Here is a 15,407-nt window from a genome sequence, read left to right on the forward strand (position 1 = left end):
CCCAGCGCATTCACGAATCTGTTGATTGATGGTGCGCAAGCTTCACTCCCTGCTGGGCCTGATGGCTGCCCTGCTGGCCTTGGTGCTGGGCCTCACCGGCGCTATTTTGTCGCTGGACCCGGCGCTGGAAAGGGTGGCGGCCACGGTGCCGGCCCACGGTCAGATCAGCGTGGCCACGCTGGCCGGTCGGGTGGCGCAGTATTACCCGCAGGCGGAACAAATCCAGCGCTCGCCGTCAGGTGCGGTCATTGTTTATTACAGCCGCGACGGCAAAGCCGGCATTGATCGCATCGACCCGCTCACCGGCCAGGGCATTGCCCCGTATGCGCCCTCGGCCTTTTCACGCTGGCTGAAAAACCTGCACCGGTCTTTGCTGCTGGACACACCCGGCCGCGCAGCATCGGGCCTGACGGCCCTGGCCATGCTGGTGCTGTCGGTTTCTGGCGCGCTGCTGCTGGTCAAGCGCGTGGGCGGCTGGCGACACCTGGCCGACCCCTTGCGCGGCGGCCTGAACCAGCGCTGGCATGCGCAGGTTGGCCGGGTGGTCGTCGTCGGCTTGTTGCTGTCTGCGCTGACCGGGCTTTACATGTCGGCGGCCACCTTCAGCTTTATCTCTGACGGCATGCAAAACGAACCCGAATTTCCTGCCCATGTGGCCGGTGGTCTGGCAGCGCCTGTGGCTACCCTGCCAGCGCTGCTGGCAACCGACTTGAACGACTTGCGCGAACTGGTCTACCCTGCTCCCAACGACCTTGCAGGCGTTTATTCGCTGCGCACCGCGCAGGGTGATGGCTATGTCGACCAGGCCACCGGCGCGCTGTTGTCTTTTCAACCCCACAGCGGCACGCGCGACACCTACGAGCTGATCTACAAACTGCACACCGGCGAAGGCCTGTGGTGGCTCGGTTTGCTGCTTGGCGTGGGTGCGCTCAGCGTGCCGTTGATGAGCGTCACCGGTACCGTGACATGGTGGCAGCGCCGGCAGTCGATGCCAAAAATCATCGACAACAGCGCGGCGCAGTCAGCCGACACGATTATTTTGGTCGGCAGCGAAAGCAACAACACCTGGGGCTTTGCCAACACCCTGCATGACGCGCTGCGAAAGTCCGGCCTGCGCGTGCACACGGCTCCAATGAACCAGCTGGCCACCGAGTACCGCCAGGCGCAGCGCCTGTTCATCCTGACCGCCACTTATGGCGACGGCGACGCGCCCAGTTCGGCCAACCAGTTTCTGGCGCGACTGGCCAAAACCCGGGTCAATCCGCAAACAGGCTTTGCCGTGCTGGGTTTTGGCGACCGGCAGTTTCCGCAGTTTTGCCAGTTTGCCAAGGACGCGCAGGCCGCGCTGCTGGCCCAGGGCTGGCGTGAGCTGATGCCTCTGGACACCATCGACCGGCAGTCGGCGCAAGCCTTCACGCGCTGGGGCCAGACCGTGGGGCCGTTGATGGGCCAGGAACTGAACCTGGTGCATACGCCACCGCGCCCGAAAACGCAGAGTTTTGCGCTGACGGAGCGGGTCGATTACGGCGAAGCGGTGCAAGCGCCCACCAGCGTCATGCGCTTCGCCGCAGTCGCCCGGCCCGGCATTGTGGGCGGCTTGACGCGCCTATTGGGCAGCAACGGATTGCCGCATTTTGAAGCCGGCGACCTGGTCGGCATCGTCCCGCCCGGCAGCACGATGGCGCGCTTTTATTCGCTGGCCAGCCAATCGGCTGACGGCTTTCTGGAAATTTGCGTGCGCAAGGTGCCTGACGGCCTGTGCTCTGAATTTCTGCATGGTTTGCAGCCGGGCGACAAGATGGAGGCTTTTATTCAGCTGCATCCCGACTTTCGCCCCACGTCTGGCAAAGCCCCGGTCATCCTCATCGGTTCAGGCACCGGCATTGGCCCGCTGGCCGGGTTTATCCGCAACAACACCGGCAAACATCCGATGTATCTGTATTGGGGCGGGCGCGATCCGGCGTCGGATTTTCTGTACCAACCCGAACTCAATCAGTACCTGGCCGATGGCCGGCTGACGGGTTTGCATGCGGCTTTTTCACGCGTCAAGGACGGCGTTTACGTGCAGGACCGGGTGCTCGACGATGCGGTGCAACTGCGCCAGCTGATGCAAAGTGATGGCCAGATTCTGGTCTGCGGCAGTCGGGCGATGGCCAAAAGCATCGTGCAGGCGCTGGATGGCATCCTGGCACCCTTGAAGCTCGACGTGCAAACCCTCAAAACACAGGGACGCTACCGTGAAGATGTCTTCTGAAACGCCGGCGCTTTGCACCTCGGGCCTGCAGCGCCACAGCCTGAACGGCCAGACGATGGGCACACGCTACAGCGCCATTTTTTTTGCGCCAGTTGACTTTGATGCGCCCGCCATTGGCGCTGCCCTGTTTGCTGCAGTGGACAGGGTAGACCAGCAAATGTCTACCTGGAAACCCGACTCCAACCTGAGCCGCCTCAACGCCCTGCCCGAACAGCAATGGCTGACCCTGCCTGAAGAAATCATGACGGTGCTCGCCACCGCCTTGCACATCGGCCAGCAGTCGCGGGGCGCGTTTGATATTGGCGTGGGCGGGTTGGTGAATGCCTGGGGTTTTGGACCCGGCGCTTCGCAAGCCGGTGCGCAACAAACCAGCGCGCCCGAGCAACGCCCGCATCACCCCGCGCTCGACGGGCTGGAGGTCGACCGGGCAGGCAACCGGGTACGCAAGCGGCTGCCCGTCACGCTCGACCTTTCGGGCATTGCCAAGGGCTACGGTGTCGATGCGCTGGCCAAATGCCTGGATGGTTTTGGCATCACGCGTTATCTGGTCGGCATTGACGGAGAAATGCGCGCCAAAGGCCTGAAGCCCGATGGCCAGGCCTGGGCCGTGGCGATTGAAAAACCAGTTCGGCATCTGCGCGAGGTAATGGGCGTGATGGAACTGACTGATGCCGCCATTGCCACTTCGGGCGACTATCGGCATTGGGTCGAGGTGCAGGGCCAGCCCTATTCCCACACCATGAACCCGTTGAACGGGCAACCCGTGCGCAACCGGCTGGCAGCGGTCACGGTGGTAATGCCCAGCTGCATGCTGGCCGATGCGTGGGCCACTGCCTTGCTGGTGCTGGGAGAAACCGACGGCGTGGCGCTGGCGCAAAAGCGCGGCATGGACGCGCTGTTTGTGCTGCACAACGGCGACGGCTTTGAGGAAATTTCCCTCGTTAGCGGGCAGCGCCAGGCTTGAACGCCGGCCTTGTTTCATTTCCATTTCAAGACGACAGGTTTGGTTGCCGGGGCATCGTGGTGCAACCCCGTCATTGCGAGGCCAAAGGCCGTGGCGATCCCTCATTGATCAAGCACAGCGCTGGATTGCCGCGCTGCGCTCGCAATGACGATGCCTGAGGCATCGCGCCAGTTTTGCATTGAAATAGAAATGAACCTGAACGCCTGCCCGGCTCAGCGTCAGGCCGTCAGCGCCGCTTCCAGCGCGTCGACAAACATCGCCGCTACGTCAAAACCCATCTGGTCGTGGATTTCCTGAAAGCAGGTTGGGCTGGTGACGTTGATTTCGGTCACGCAGTCGCCAATCACGTCGATGCCGGCCAGCAGCAAGCCACGCGCGGCCAGAATCGGCCCCAGTGCCTCGGCGATCTCAAAATCGCGCTTGGACAGCGGCTGCGCCACACCCAGCCCGCCCGCCGCCAGGTTGCCGCGCACCTCGCTGCCCTGCGGAATGCGCGCCAGGCTGAACGGCACCGGCTTGCCGCCAATCACCAGCACGCGCTTGTCGCCCTTGACGATTTCGGGCAAGAACTTTTGCACCATCACGCTTTCAGCGCCGTTCTTGTTCAGGGTTTCAATGATTGAGCCCAGGTTCATTCCATCGGGCCGGACGCGGAAAATGCCCGTACCGCCCATGCCATCGAGCGGTTTCAAGATGATGTCCTGGTGCTCGGCATGAAAGCGCTTGATGTCAGCGGCGCTGCGCGTCACCAGCGTCGGGCCGATGAACTGCGGGAACTCCATGATGGCGAGTTTTTCGGGGTGGTCGCGCAGCGCACGCGGTTTGTTGAATACCTTCGCGCCGTCGCGCTCGGCCTGCTCCAGCAGGTGCGTAGCGTAGAAATATTCACTGTCGAACGGCGGGTCTTTGCGCATCAGCACCGCGCCAAAGTCTTTCAGCGCCACGGGGCGCGTACCGGTTTCGTCAAACCAGTTCACGGCGTCGCCGGTCAGCGTGATGTCGCGCACATCGGCCATCACGGCCGCGCCGCGCTGCCACATCAGGTCTTGCTGCAAGCAGGCGCTGACGGTGTGACCGCGCTTTTGCGCCTCGCGCATCATGGCAAAAGTCGTGTCCTTGTAAATCTTGAAGGACGCCAGCGGATCGGCGATAAAAAGAATGTTCATGGATTTTTCAATGGCCCGGGGGCCTGGGTTGTGGGCGCCGACCCGGACAGGGGCATGCGGCGTTGCTGGCCGTATTGTTGTACAAACAGCGCCACCCCGCCCGCCGCCACGCCCCAAAAGGCAGAACCCACGCCGGCAATCACCACGCCCGACAGCGTGACCAGAAAAGTGATAAGCGCCGCTTCCCGGTGCGATTCGTCCTGCACCGCCACCGCCAGGCCGCTGCCAATCGTGCCCAGCAGCGCCAGTCCGGCAATCGCCACCACCAGCTCTTTGGGAAACGCCGTCAGCAGCCCGGTGATGGCCGCGCCAAACACGCCAATCACGACATAAATCAGGCCGCACGACACGGCAGCGGTGTAACGCTTGGCCGGGTCTTCATGCGCCTCTTTGCCCATGCAGATGGCGGCCGTGATGGCGCTGAAGTTCAGCGCAAACGCCCCGAACGGTGCCAATACCAGCGTCGCCACACCGGTCAGCGTGATGATGTTGGACACCGGAATGCCGCCGTCCGGCGCACCAGGCCCGTAGCCCGCCGCGCGAATCGCCGCCACGCCCGGCAAATTCTGCGACGCCATCGTCACCACGAACAAAGGCACGGCCAAGCTGACGGCAGCGGCAATCGTGAAGTGAGGTGCCACAAAAACCGGCATTGCGAAGCTAAAAGTGACTGCAGTCCAATCCAGCTGGCCGCGAGCAGCTACATAAACAATAGCACCCAGCAAAGTCAGCACGACGGCGTAACGCGGCATCAGCCGCTTGCCCAGCAGGTAAATCAGCAGCATCAGCAACACCAGCGGCAGCGCGGTTTTGGCGGCGGCGAAAGCCTCAATGCCAAAGCGCGCCAGCACGCCGGCCAGCAGCGCCGAGGCAATCGCCACCGGAATGCGGTTCATGACTTTTTCAAACCAGCCGGTGACGCCAAACAGCGTAATCAGCGCGGCGCTGACCATGAACGCGCCCACCGCTTCGTTCATTGAAAACCCGCCCGCCAGTCCGGCCGTGGCCAGCACTGCCGCGCCCGGCGTGGACCAGGCCACCATGACCGGCTTTCTGAGCCACAGCGAAGGCAGCGCGCTGCACAGCCCCATTCCCAGCCCCAGCGCCCACATCCAGGACGTGATTTGCGCTGGCGTCGCGCCAAACGCCTGCGCCGCCTGAAAGACGATGGCGACCGAGCTGGTAAAGCCGACCAGCACGGCGACAAAGCCGGCGCTAAAGGCCGACAGGGTGAGGTCTTTGAAAAACTGCATGGCGGGATTTTGGCAGGCTTTGCGCGGCTGCAGCCTTGGCGGACTGGAACGGCCTGTGGCGTGACGATGCAGATTTTTGGTTGCGCTCAGTGCCAGCTAAGTCTGCGTGCGTAGTCTCTGCCTGACGCAAATACCTGCGTTTTTTTCTGGAGAAACACCATGCATCGCTACAGCAAACTTTCCCTTCTGGCCGTCACGATTGCGGCGGCGGGCTCGATGGCCTATGCCGCCACGGGCGCTATGCAGAACGACGCCGTGGCGATCGCCACCGCCAAGACTTCCCTGATCCAAGCGGTCACCACGGCAGAGCAACATGCCGGCGGCAAGGCGACGCACGCCGAGTATGAAAACTCGAAGCAAGGCTGGGTTTATGACGTCGAAGTCGTCAACGGCAGCAAAGTCTTTGATGTCAGGGTCGATGCCGACAAAGGCACGGTCATCTCGTCCGCCGAGGACAAGGCTGACCACGAAAAAGACGACGACAAAGACGACTGATCCGCGCCCTGTGCCTGCGCCCGATCCGGCGCAGGCACCCCGCAAGCCACCCCGCCCCCACAAAACCCGAGACCCTCATGAACACGCTCACCGCCCCCCTCAACGCCAAGGCAACCTCCGCCGCAGTCTGGCTCAACAAAGTCCCTGAAGTGACGCTGTCGTTCTGGGTCATCAAGATCATGTGCACCACGGTGGGCGAAACGGGCGCTGATTACTTGGCGGTTAACGCCGGCCTGGGCCAGACATTGACCCGTGTGGGCATGACGGCATTGCTGATTGCAGCGCTGTTTGTGCAATTGCGCAAGCGGCGTTACACACCGTGGATTTACTGGCTTACGGTGGTGCTGGTGAGTATTGTGGGCACGCAAATTACCGACTTGTTCACCGATGGCATGGGCGTCAGCCTGTACCTCAGCACCTCAGTCTTTGCCGTGCTGCTGGCAATTATTTTCGCAGTCTGGTATGCGGTAGAGCGCACGCTGTCCGTTCACGAAATCTTCACGCGCCGAAGGGAGCTGTTTTACTGGTCGGCCATTTTGTGTACCTTTGCGCTGGGCACGGCGGCGGGCGATCTGGCCACCGAGGCGCTGGGGCTGGGATTTACCTGGGGTCTGGTGATTTTCAGTGGCCTGATTGCCGCCACCTACGCAGCCTGGCGCATGGGCGGCAACGCCGTGCTGACCTTCTGGCTGGCCTACATCCTGACGCGCCCGCTCGGTGCCTCGCTGGGTGACTTGCTGACGCAGGCCAAAGCCTATGGCGGCCTGGGTCTGGGTGCGATGTGGACCAGCGCCCTGTTTCTGACGATCATCGTGTTGCTGGTCGCCAAGGCGCAATACGCTTCAAACGGCAGCGCCAAAACACCCGCCGCCCACTAAGTTTGCGCCCCACATCAATCACAAACTCTCAACCCCAATTCAAGGAAAAACCATGCGCTCTTTTCAATCCCTCACCCGTGGCGTTGCCGCCGTGTCGGCCATCGCCTTGCTGTCACTGGCTGCGGCCTGCTCCAAGCCGGCCGAGACGCCCACGGCGGGCGCTGCGCCTGCTGCAGCGGCTGCCAGCGCCGCCTCCAAACTGGGCGACTTGTCTGCGTTTCGCAGCGTTGCTGCCGATGTGGCCGGACTTGTAGACAAGGGCGACTTGCCAGCGGCCAAGACACGCATCAAGGATCTGGAAGTGGCCTGGGACTCGGCTGAAGCCGGCTTGAAGCCACGCGCCGCAGAGGACTGGCATGTGCTGGACAAGTCCATCGACCACGCGCTGACGGCACTGCGCGCCGATACGCCCAGTCAAGCCGACTGCAAGCAGGCCCTGACCGAGTTGCTAAAGACTTTTGATTCGCTCCAAGGCAAGAAGTAACCCTCAGCCTAAAAGCAACATGAACAACTCAACTCAAAAGGCCTTGAGCAAAGTGCCGGAAGTCACCTTGCTGTTCTGGATCATCAAGATTGCCGCCACCACGCTCGGCGAAACAGGAGGCGACGCCGTCTCGATGTCGATGAATCTGGGCTACCTGATCGGTACGGCCATTTTTGCCATCCTGTTTCTGGTGGCGGTCATGGCGCAAATCAAGGCCGAAACCTTCAAGCCCTTGCTTTACTGGGCAACGATCATTGCCACCACCACGGTGGGCACCACATTGGCTGACTTCGCCGACCGCTCGCTGGGCATCGGCTACGCGGGCGGCTCGACCTTGCTGCTGGCGTTGTTGCTGGGCTCGTTTTTCGTCTGGCACCGCACGCTGGGTTCGGTCTCCATGAGCGTCAGCTCGCCCAAGGCGGAGCTGTTTTACTGGGTCACCATCATGTTTTCCCAGACGCTGGGGACGGCGCTGGGCGACTGGACGGCTGATACGGCCGGACTTGGCTACACCGGCGCGGCTGTTGTGTTCAGCGGCCTGCTGGCTTTGGTGGTGGCGGCGTATTTCTGGTCGAATGTTTCGCGTACGCTTCTCTTCTGGGCGGCGTTTATTTTGACGCGTCCGCTGGGCGCGGTAGTGGGCGATTTTCTGGACAAGCCGATAGCGGCAGGTGGCTTGGAATTGAGCCGTTATTCTGCATCGGCGGCGCTCTTTGCCTTCATTTTGATCAGCCTCTTGAGGTTCAAACAACGGGCTGCCAAAACGGCGCATTGAGGGACTGCGGGCACACTGCACCCTTGCGCAGCACCTATCACAAACGAAGGACTACCAAGCTATGAATATCGCAGAGTGGGTGCAATCCTATGGTTACGCGGCGGTGGCGGTGGGCACTTTTCTGGAAGGCGAATCGGTTTTGCTGGTCGCGGGTGCTGCGGCCGCGCGGGGTCATTTGGCGCTGCCGGTGGTGATCGCCATCGCTGCGTTCGCCAGCTTTCTGGGTGACCAGCTGTATTTTTGGGTCGGGCACCGTTATGGCGCTGCGCTGCTGGCGCGCTTTCCGTCGCTGCAGCCGCGCGCCGCGCGCGTCAATGGCTTGCTGGAGCGCCACCATCTGCTGGTGATCCTGTCCATCCGGTTTCTCTACGGGCTGCGCGTCGCCGGGCCGATTGCCATTGGCATGAGTCGCGTTTCCTGGTCCCGGTTTATGGTGCTCAATGGATTGGCGGCCATTTTGTGGGCGCTGCTGATTGCCGGTATGGGCTACGGCGCGGGCCACGCGCTGGTGTATCTGCTCAAGGGCATTGACGCTGACGAAGTGTGGGGTTTTTCGCTGTTGCTGGTGCTGGGGCTGGTGTGGTGGCTGCTGCGCCGGCGCGCACTGAATCACAAAATTTGAACGGAGCGCACATGCGGGTATTGCTGGTGGAAGACGACGCCATGATTGGCGAGGCCATTCAGGCGGCTTTGAGAGATGCCAGCTACGCGGCCGACTGGGTAAAAAACGGCCAGACCGCCCTGACCACGCTGGGTTGCCAGCACTATGACCTGGTGCTGCTGGACTTGGGCCTGCCCGGCAAGGACGGGCTGGAGGTGCTCAGCAGCCTGCGCGCCAAAGACAACCCGGTGCCGCTGCTCATCATCACCGCGCGCGATGGCCTCGATGACCGGCTGCGCGGGCTGGACGGCGGGGCCGATGACTATGTGCTCAAGCCTTTCGAGATGGCCGAGTTGCTGGCCCGCATGCGCGCCGTGCTGCGCCGCAAGGGCGGCAGCGCCGCGCCTGTGCTCAGCAATGGCGTGGTGTCGCTCGACCCGGCCACGCGCGAAGCCGTGGTCAACGCCGGCGCTGCGGTGCAACTGTCCAGCCGGGAGTTTTCGCTCTTGCAGGCCTTGCTGGTGCGGCCCGGCGCGCTGCTGTCGCGCAGTGACCTGGAAGACCGCTTATATGGCTGGGGCCAGGAGGTGGAAAGCAATGCCGTCGAGTTTTTGATTCACGCGCTGCGGCGCAAGCTGGGCAGCGAGGTTATCAAAAACGTCAGGGGGGTCGGATGGATGGTTTCAAAAAGCAGCTGAACGCGTCGATTCAGCGCAAGCTGTCGTTCTCTGTGTCGCTGGCGATTGTGGTCGTGGCGCTGCTGGCCGGGGTGTTTTCTTTCATCACCGCCTTTAACGAAGCGCAAGATCTGCAAGACGACACGCTGGAACAAGTGGCGATGCTGTTTGACCGGCAAGCCCTCGCCCCCTTGGCTCCTGGCAGCGCGCCCGACAGCCCGGACGATTCCCGTGTGATCGTGCAGCACCTTGCCGGCGGTGCAACAGCTGCAAATGCGCCGTTGCCGCTGCCCGCCACACTGCCTGACGGCCTGCATACGCTGAAAGTCAACGACCAGACGCTGCGCGTGCTGGTCAAGACCACGGCGCGCGCAGAGCGCATTGCCGTGGCGCAAGACACCGACGTTCGGGACGAAATTGCCCGAAACAGCGCCTGGCACACCTTGCTGCCCCTGCTGGTGCTGGTGCCCGTGCTGCTGCTGGTCGTAGCTGATCTGGTGCGCAAGATGTTTCGGCCCATCGCCGCTTTGTCGGCAGAAATCGACCAGCGCGCCGAGCAAGCGCTGCACCCGGTGCAAGAGGTGCACTTGCCCAGTGAGGTGCGCCCGTTCGTGGTGGCGATCAACCGCCTGCTGGCTAGAGTTGCCCAATCGATGGACACCCAGCGCCGGTTTATTGCCGACGCCGCGCACGAGCTGCGCTCGCCTTTGACGGCGATGTCTTTGCAAGCTGAGCGGCTGGCCGACGCGCCCATGTCGGCGCTGGCCAGCGAACGGCTGGCGACGCTGCGGCGCGGCATGGTGCGCAGCCAAAACCTGCTGAACCAGCTGCTGGCGCTGGCCCAGGCGCAAGGCACCTCAAGCGCGGCCAAGTCGCCCGCGCCAGCCTCCACCTCAATCCAGCGCGTTTACCGCAGCGTGCTGGAAGACCTGATGCCGCTGGCCGAAGCCAGGCATATCGACATTGGCATGGAGGAATTAGGAGATGGGCAAGACGCACAGGACGTGCAGGTGCAAGCCAGCGCGTTCGAGCTGACGACGCTGGTCAAAAACCTGGTGGACAACGCGATCCGCTACACGCCTGAGGGCGGCCGCGTCGATCTGGGATTTCGCAGGGCGCAAGGCCGCGCCGTGCTGCGCATCCAGGACACCGGGCCGGGTATTGCCGTGGCCGAGCGCGCGCGCGTGTTTGACGCTTTTTATCGCACGCTGGGCAGCGAGCAAACCGGCTCGGGCCTGGGGCTTTGCATCGTCCAGGCGATTGCGCAGCGCCTGGGTGCGCAGGTTCGACTGACGTTTTCTGACGAAGCGGCGCAGTCCGGCTTATGCGTTGAAGTGTTCATGGCGCTGGCCCCGCCGCCGCCCGGCGACCGGGCCTGAGAACTGCCTGTCATGCCAATAGGCTTGCTGTTCAAGGATTAGCGGCGGCGTTGACAGGGGCGGCACCGGGATTTGAACCCGCCCCCCTTCAATCGCACGTTGCGCGCCTGCAGTTGGGCAATCCCCGGCCCGCCCGGCCACAGCAAAGAAAACAAAAGCAAGCGTGCCCAGAAAAGCCGATTAACCCCCAAGAAACATCAGCTAACATGTTTGGCTGGCGTTGAGCTGGTGCCCTGAAGCGGCTTTTACGCAGCCTCTGCGGCTTCTGGACCTCAGCCCGTCAGCCGCAAACCGACCTGTCCGCCAGACCCCTCAACGCCTCCAACTCTTGCCTGCTACTGCCTATGCAAATCAGCGCTGAATCCGTCCTTGCCCTGGCACCCGATGCGTCTTCGGCCAAAGCCGCCAACGGGCTGGTCAAACCCGGCATCTGGCCCACATTGGGCGCCAACGACGCCGCCGTCTGGGGTGAATGCCAGGGCAGCGGCAGCAAGCCCTACCAGACGCAGGTCGATCTGTCGGGGCCGACTTTTAAATGCTCTTGCCCCAGCCGCAAATTTCCCTGCAAGCACGGCCTGGCGCTGCTGCTGCTCAAGGCCAAGAATGCTTCGTTGTTCAAGACCGACACGCCGCCGCTGTGGGTGTCCGAATGGCTGGGTGCTCGCACCGAGCGGGTGCAGAAAAAGGAAGACAAGCAGCGTGAGCAGGCCGCCAAGCCGGCAGACCCGCAGGCCGCGCTCAAAAGCCAGCAGCAGCGCTGGACGCGCATTGACGCCGGCGTGGCCGAGCTGCGCCAGTGGCTGCTCGACCAGGTGTCGCGCGGGCTCGGCAGCCTGGGCAACGAAAGCCGTTCGAGCTGGGAAACCATGGCCGCCCGGCTGGTCGATGCCAAAGCACCCGGCCTGGGGCAGCGCCTGGGCAGCATGGCCGACGACCTGATGAACGGCGCCGACTGGCCCGAAAAGGTGCTGCGCCAGCTTGGCCTGCTGCAACTGGCCTGCGAAGCCGTCGCCCGGCGCGATGCCTTGAGCGAGACGGCGCTGGCCGACCTGCGCGTTCTGCTTGGCTGGCCGCTGGACAAGGACGCCGTGCTGGCTGAATCGCCGGGCGTTCAGGACACCTGGCAGGTGATGGGCATGGTTCAGGAAGAGCGCGAGAACAATCTGCAAGAGCGCCGGGTTTGGCTGGAAGGCCAGGCGACGGGCCGGCGCGCCCTGTTGCTGGACCACTCGTTTGGCGGCAAAGGCTTTGAGCAAGGCTGGTTTTTCGGCTCCAGCGTGCAGACGACGCTGGCGTTTTACCCCAGCGCCGGCCCACTGCGGGCGCTGGTGGTGGGCAGCATTGCTGCGCCGGTCGGCAGCGTTGGCGACTCCGCTACGCAGTCCAGTGCCGGCCCGAGTCCGGAACAGGAATGGCGAGCGATTGCCGAGCGCATTGCTGGCAATCCGTGGATTCAATTGCATCCGCTGCGCTGCCAGCAGGCGGTTCCCAGCCAAAACGAAGGCCGCTTCGGCCTGCACTGGGCGGGCCGGCACCTGCCGCTGGCGGTCAGCGACACCCAGGGCTGGGCGCTGATGGCGATGAGCGGCGGGCAGCCCGTTGCCGTGATGGGTGAATGGAATGGCGACGTGCTGCGGCCCCTGTCGGTGCAGGGTGGCGACGGCGTTTGGAACTGGAGCGCTGAATGAGCGAATCAAGCACAACGTATTGGCAAAGCCTGCTGCCCGCCGCCATGGTGGGCACTGAAAAAATGGCCTTCACTGCGCCCCGGCTGGCCGGTGCAGTGGGCGACTTGCTGGCACAAATCGGCCAGCAAACCGACGCGCCAGCCCGCGCCCTGCTGCAGTCTGCCGGCGTGCTGGCGGTGTGCGAGCGCGCCAGCCAGCAGGGCCAGGCCAGCACCGCGCCCACAACCACTGAGGCGGCAGCGCCCGAAACGGAACCCGCGCTGTCGTCCGACAGCTTGAAAATCACCCTGCGCTGGGCGCTGACCGAAGCGCCTGCACGGCTGCAGATCGAACTGCTGCAGCGCCTGAAAGCGGCCGGTTTGCGGCTGCCCAACGGCCTGCTGCCGCTGGCACTGGAGGCTGGCCAGCGCAGCGTAGCCCTGCGCCCGGCCCTGCTGCCGGTACTGGGCGAGCGTGGGCGCTGGCTCGGGCGGCAAAACAGCGCCTGGCGCTATGCCGAAGGCACGGCGGCTCTGGCACCGCTGGAAGCCCGCTGGTCTGAAGGCAGCCTGGCCCAGCGCGCCCTGCTGCTACGCGAAGAGCGCCAGCGCGATGCCGACAGCGCCCGCGAACGCCTGAAAGCCGCCCTGCCCGACCTGCCGGCCAAGGAACGCAGCGAGCTGGTGGCGGTGCTGGCCGAAGGTCTGTCGATGCAGGACGAAGAGTTGCTTGCCGGCTTGGCCAGCAAAGACCGGGGCAGCGAGGTGCGCCAAATCGCCCGCGCCCTGCTGGTGCAACTGCCTGAAAGCGCCCAGACCCAGCGCGCCGTTGCCCGGCTGCTGCCCTGTCTGGAGAAAAAATCCATGCTGGCCGGACTGATCGGTGGCAAGTGGAAGATTGAGCCGCCCCAAGCCGCCGGCGACGACTGGAAAGCCGACGGTCTGGAAGCCGAGCGGCCCAAGTACGAAAGCCTGGGTGAGCGCGCCTGGTGGCTGTACCAGCTGGCGCGCCAGCTGCCGCTGGTCTGGTGGACAAGCCACACCGGCATGACGCCCGACGCGCTGCTGCTGTGGGCGCGCAAGGGCGACTGGGCCGACGCCCTGGCGCGCGCCTGGTTCGATGTGCTGCGCATGACGCCCGACACGCTGTGGTGCAAGGCATTTTTAGACCACTGGCCGGGCAAGTCGCTGGGCGAATCGCGGGCCACCGTGCTGGCCTTGCTGCCTGCCTCCGAGCGCGAGCCTTACTGGACACAGATGCTGGAGCAGGTCAAGCCCGGCAAGGCCGGCAATGTGCACGAGGTGACCAGCCAGATGGCGCAGGCCTGCCCCCCCGGCGAGCATGTGTCGCTGGCGCTGTCGGTGCTGCTGCTGGAAAAACTGCCGCTCTACCTGAAGCAGTCTTACTACATGCGGGCTTTGCTGGCCGAGGTCTGCTGCGTGCTGCACCCGGCCACCCTGCCCAGTCTGCTGGCCCTGCCCCCGCCGCCTGAAGACGCCAAGGAAACGCCAGCCCATGCCCTGGCGCAGGCGGTGCAGGACAACCTGCAGGCCATCTCTGCCCGGCACGCTTTCCTGAACCTGAGTGCTTCCGTTTGACTTTCCTGACACTTTTTTCTTAAAAAGACCGCACATGACAAAACCTGAAACCCTGCGCCAGCATGCCGAACAAGAATTTGCCCATGAACTTGACGAGCTGAAAAAGCACGACACCCACGAGCGGCCCGCCAACTGGTTGCTGTCGCCATGGGCCGTCGTGGCCTATTTAATGGGCGACAAGCTGGACAACGGTTTTCAGGTCAGCGCCAAGTACATCGGCAGCCGCCGGCTAATGGAAATTGCCGTCTCCACGCTCGCGACTGACCGGGCGCTGCTGCTCTACGGCGTGCCGGGCACGGCCAAGTCGTGGGTGTCCGAGCATTTGGCGGCTGCCGTCAGCGGCAATTCCACGCTCTTGATTCAGGGCACTGCCGGTACCAGCGAGGAGCAGCTGCGCTACGGCTGGAACTATGCCCAGCTGCTGGCCAACGGTCCGTCTGAAAAGGCGCTGGTGCCCAGCCCGCTGATGAACGCGATGCGCGCCGGCAAGATCGCCCGTGTCGAGGAGCTGACGCGCATCCCGGCGGACGTGCAGGACTCGCTGATCACTGTGCTGTCTGAAAAGACCCTGCCGATTCCCGAACTCGGCTCCGAAGTGCAGGCCACGCGGGGTTTTAGCGTGATTGCCACTGCCAACAACCGCGACAAGGGCGTGAACGAGCTGTCGGCTGCGCTGAAACGGCGTTTCAATACCGTCGTGCTGCCGGTACCGTCGTCCGAAGACGAGGAAGTCGCCATCGTCGTCAAGCGGGTGAGCGAGATGGGCCGCTCGCTGCAGCTGCCGGCCGAGCCGCCGGCGCTGAAGGAAGTGCGCCGCATCGTGCAGATTTTCCGCGAGCTGCGCAGTGGCCGTACCAAGGACGGCAAGACCCAGATCAAGTCGCCCAGCTCGTCGCTGTCGTCCGCCGAGGCGATTTCGGTGATCAACAACGGCATGGCGCTGGCCGGGCATTTTGGCGACGGCGTGCTGCACCCGCGCGACGTGGCCGCCGGCCTGATTGGCGCGGTCATCAAAGACCCGGTGCAAGACGCCGTGGTCTGGAAGGAATACCTGGAAATCGTGGTCAAGGAACGCGAGGACTGGAAGCCGCTGTACCGGGCGTGCAAGGAACTGGAATAAACCCCGAACCCTGAAACCGTGAGATGCTGAACGTGCGCTGCGTGGTTTTTTTGCTACTAAATCAGTAGCTACTAACGCATATACAGCCTGCGCAAA

At 63.6% G+C, this 15,407-nt stretch carries 14 protein-coding genes; 12 read left to right on the forward strand and 2 right to left on the reverse strand.

Annotation, left to right across the window (positions count from 1 at the left end; genetic code table 11):
• Positions 1 to 28 precede the first annotated feature (28 nt).
• Complete coding sequence (locus RCH06_RS07450) at positions 29 to 2,254, forward strand: PepSY domain-containing protein (protein ID WP_327080814.1); 2,226 nt, start codon at positions 29 to 31, stop codon at positions 2,252 to 2,254.
• Positions 2,244 to 3,218, forward strand: a complete 975-nt coding sequence (locus RCH06_RS07455) for an FAD:protein FMN transferase (protein ID WP_327080897.1) — start codon at positions 2,244 to 2,246, stop codon at positions 3,216 to 3,218. The genes RCH06_RS07450 and RCH06_RS07455 overlap by 11 nt, the downstream gene beginning before the upstream one ends.
• Before the next feature lie 218 nt (positions 3,219 to 3,436).
• On the opposite strand, the gene gshB is transcribed toward RCH06_RS07455, so the two are convergent.
• Both gshB and RCH06_RS07465 read right to left on the reverse strand, forming a co-directional pair.
• Complete coding sequence (gene gshB / locus RCH06_RS07460) at positions 3,437 to 4,384, reverse strand: glutathione synthase (protein ID WP_327080815.1); 948 nt, start codon at positions 4,382 to 4,384, stop codon at positions 3,437 to 3,439.
• Positions 4,381 to 5,637, reverse strand: coding sequence for a benzoate/H(+) symporter BenE family transporter (locus tag RCH06_RS07465; RefSeq protein WP_327080816.1), 1,257 nt, complete (start codon positions 5,635 to 5,637; stop codon positions 4,381 to 4,383). Before RCH06_RS07465 ends, gshB begins: the two co-directional genes overlap by 4 nt.
• 159 nt (positions 5,638 to 5,796) lie before the next feature.
• On the opposite strand from RCH06_RS07465, the gene RCH06_RS07470 reads away from it, so the two are divergent.
• From RCH06_RS07470 to RCH06_RS07515, 10 genes are all read left to right on the forward strand, one after another.
• Positions 5,797 to 6,132: a PepSY domain-containing protein gene (locus RCH06_RS07470; RefSeq protein ID WP_327080817.1), complete on the forward strand. Its 336-nt coding sequence runs from the start codon at positions 5,797 to 5,799 to the stop codon at positions 6,130 to 6,132.
• A 77-nt stretch (positions 6,133 to 6,209) separates the two neighbouring features.
• Positions 6,210 to 7,010: a COG4705 family protein gene (locus RCH06_RS07475; protein WP_327080818.1), complete on the forward strand. Its 801-nt coding sequence runs from the start codon at positions 6,210 to 6,212 to the stop codon at positions 7,008 to 7,010.
• A gap of 52 nt (positions 7,011 to 7,062) precedes the next feature.
• Positions 7,063 to 7,494, forward strand: a complete 432-nt coding sequence (locus RCH06_RS07480; RefSeq protein WP_327080819.1) for a hypothetical protein — start codon at positions 7,063 to 7,065, stop codon at positions 7,492 to 7,494.
• Positions 7,495 to 7,513: 19 nt separating this feature from the next.
• The gene (locus RCH06_RS07485) at positions 7,514 to 8,269 is read left to right on the forward strand and encodes a COG4705 family protein (protein WP_327080820.1); all 756 of its coding nucleotides are present in this window, start codon (positions 7,514 to 7,516) and stop codon (positions 8,267 to 8,269) included.
• Between the two features lie 61 nt (positions 8,270 to 8,330).
• Positions 8,331 to 8,891, forward strand: a complete 561-nt coding sequence (locus tag RCH06_RS07490; RefSeq protein WP_327080821.1) for a DedA family protein — start codon at positions 8,331 to 8,333, stop codon at positions 8,889 to 8,891.
• A gap of 11 nt (positions 8,892 to 8,902) precedes the next feature.
• Positions 8,903 to 9,568, forward strand: coding sequence for a response regulator transcription factor (locus RCH06_RS07495; RefSeq protein WP_327080898.1), 666 nt, complete (start codon positions 8,903 to 8,905; stop codon positions 9,566 to 9,568).
• Positions 9,544 to 10,926: an ATP-binding protein gene (locus RCH06_RS07500; RefSeq protein ID WP_327080822.1), complete on the forward strand. Its 1,383-nt coding sequence runs from the start codon at positions 9,544 to 9,546 to the stop codon at positions 10,924 to 10,926. Before RCH06_RS07495 ends, RCH06_RS07500 begins: the two co-directional genes overlap by 25 nt.
• Before the next feature lie 344 nt (positions 10,927 to 11,270).
• Entirely contained in the window at positions 11,271 to 12,614 is a 1,344-nt protein-coding gene (locus RCH06_RS07505) for an SWIM zinc finger family protein (protein WP_327080823.1), read from the forward strand.
• Positions 12,611 to 14,191, forward strand: a complete 1,581-nt coding sequence (locus RCH06_RS07510; RefSeq protein ID WP_327080824.1) for a DUF5691 domain-containing protein — start codon at positions 12,611 to 12,613, stop codon at positions 14,189 to 14,191. The genes RCH06_RS07505 and RCH06_RS07510 overlap by 4 nt, the downstream gene beginning before the upstream one ends.
• Before the next feature lie 34 nt (positions 14,192 to 14,225).
• Complete coding sequence (locus RCH06_RS07515; protein ID WP_327080825.1) at positions 14,226 to 15,311, forward strand: ATP-binding protein; 1,086 nt, start codon at positions 14,226 to 14,228, stop codon at positions 15,309 to 15,311.
• Positions 15,312 to 15,407 lie beyond the last annotated feature (96 nt).

The organism is Polaromonas sp. CG_9.5, assembly GCF_035984465.1.
Classification (GTDB): domain Bacteria; phylum Pseudomonadota; class Gammaproteobacteria; order Burkholderiales; family Burkholderiaceae_C; genus Polaromonas.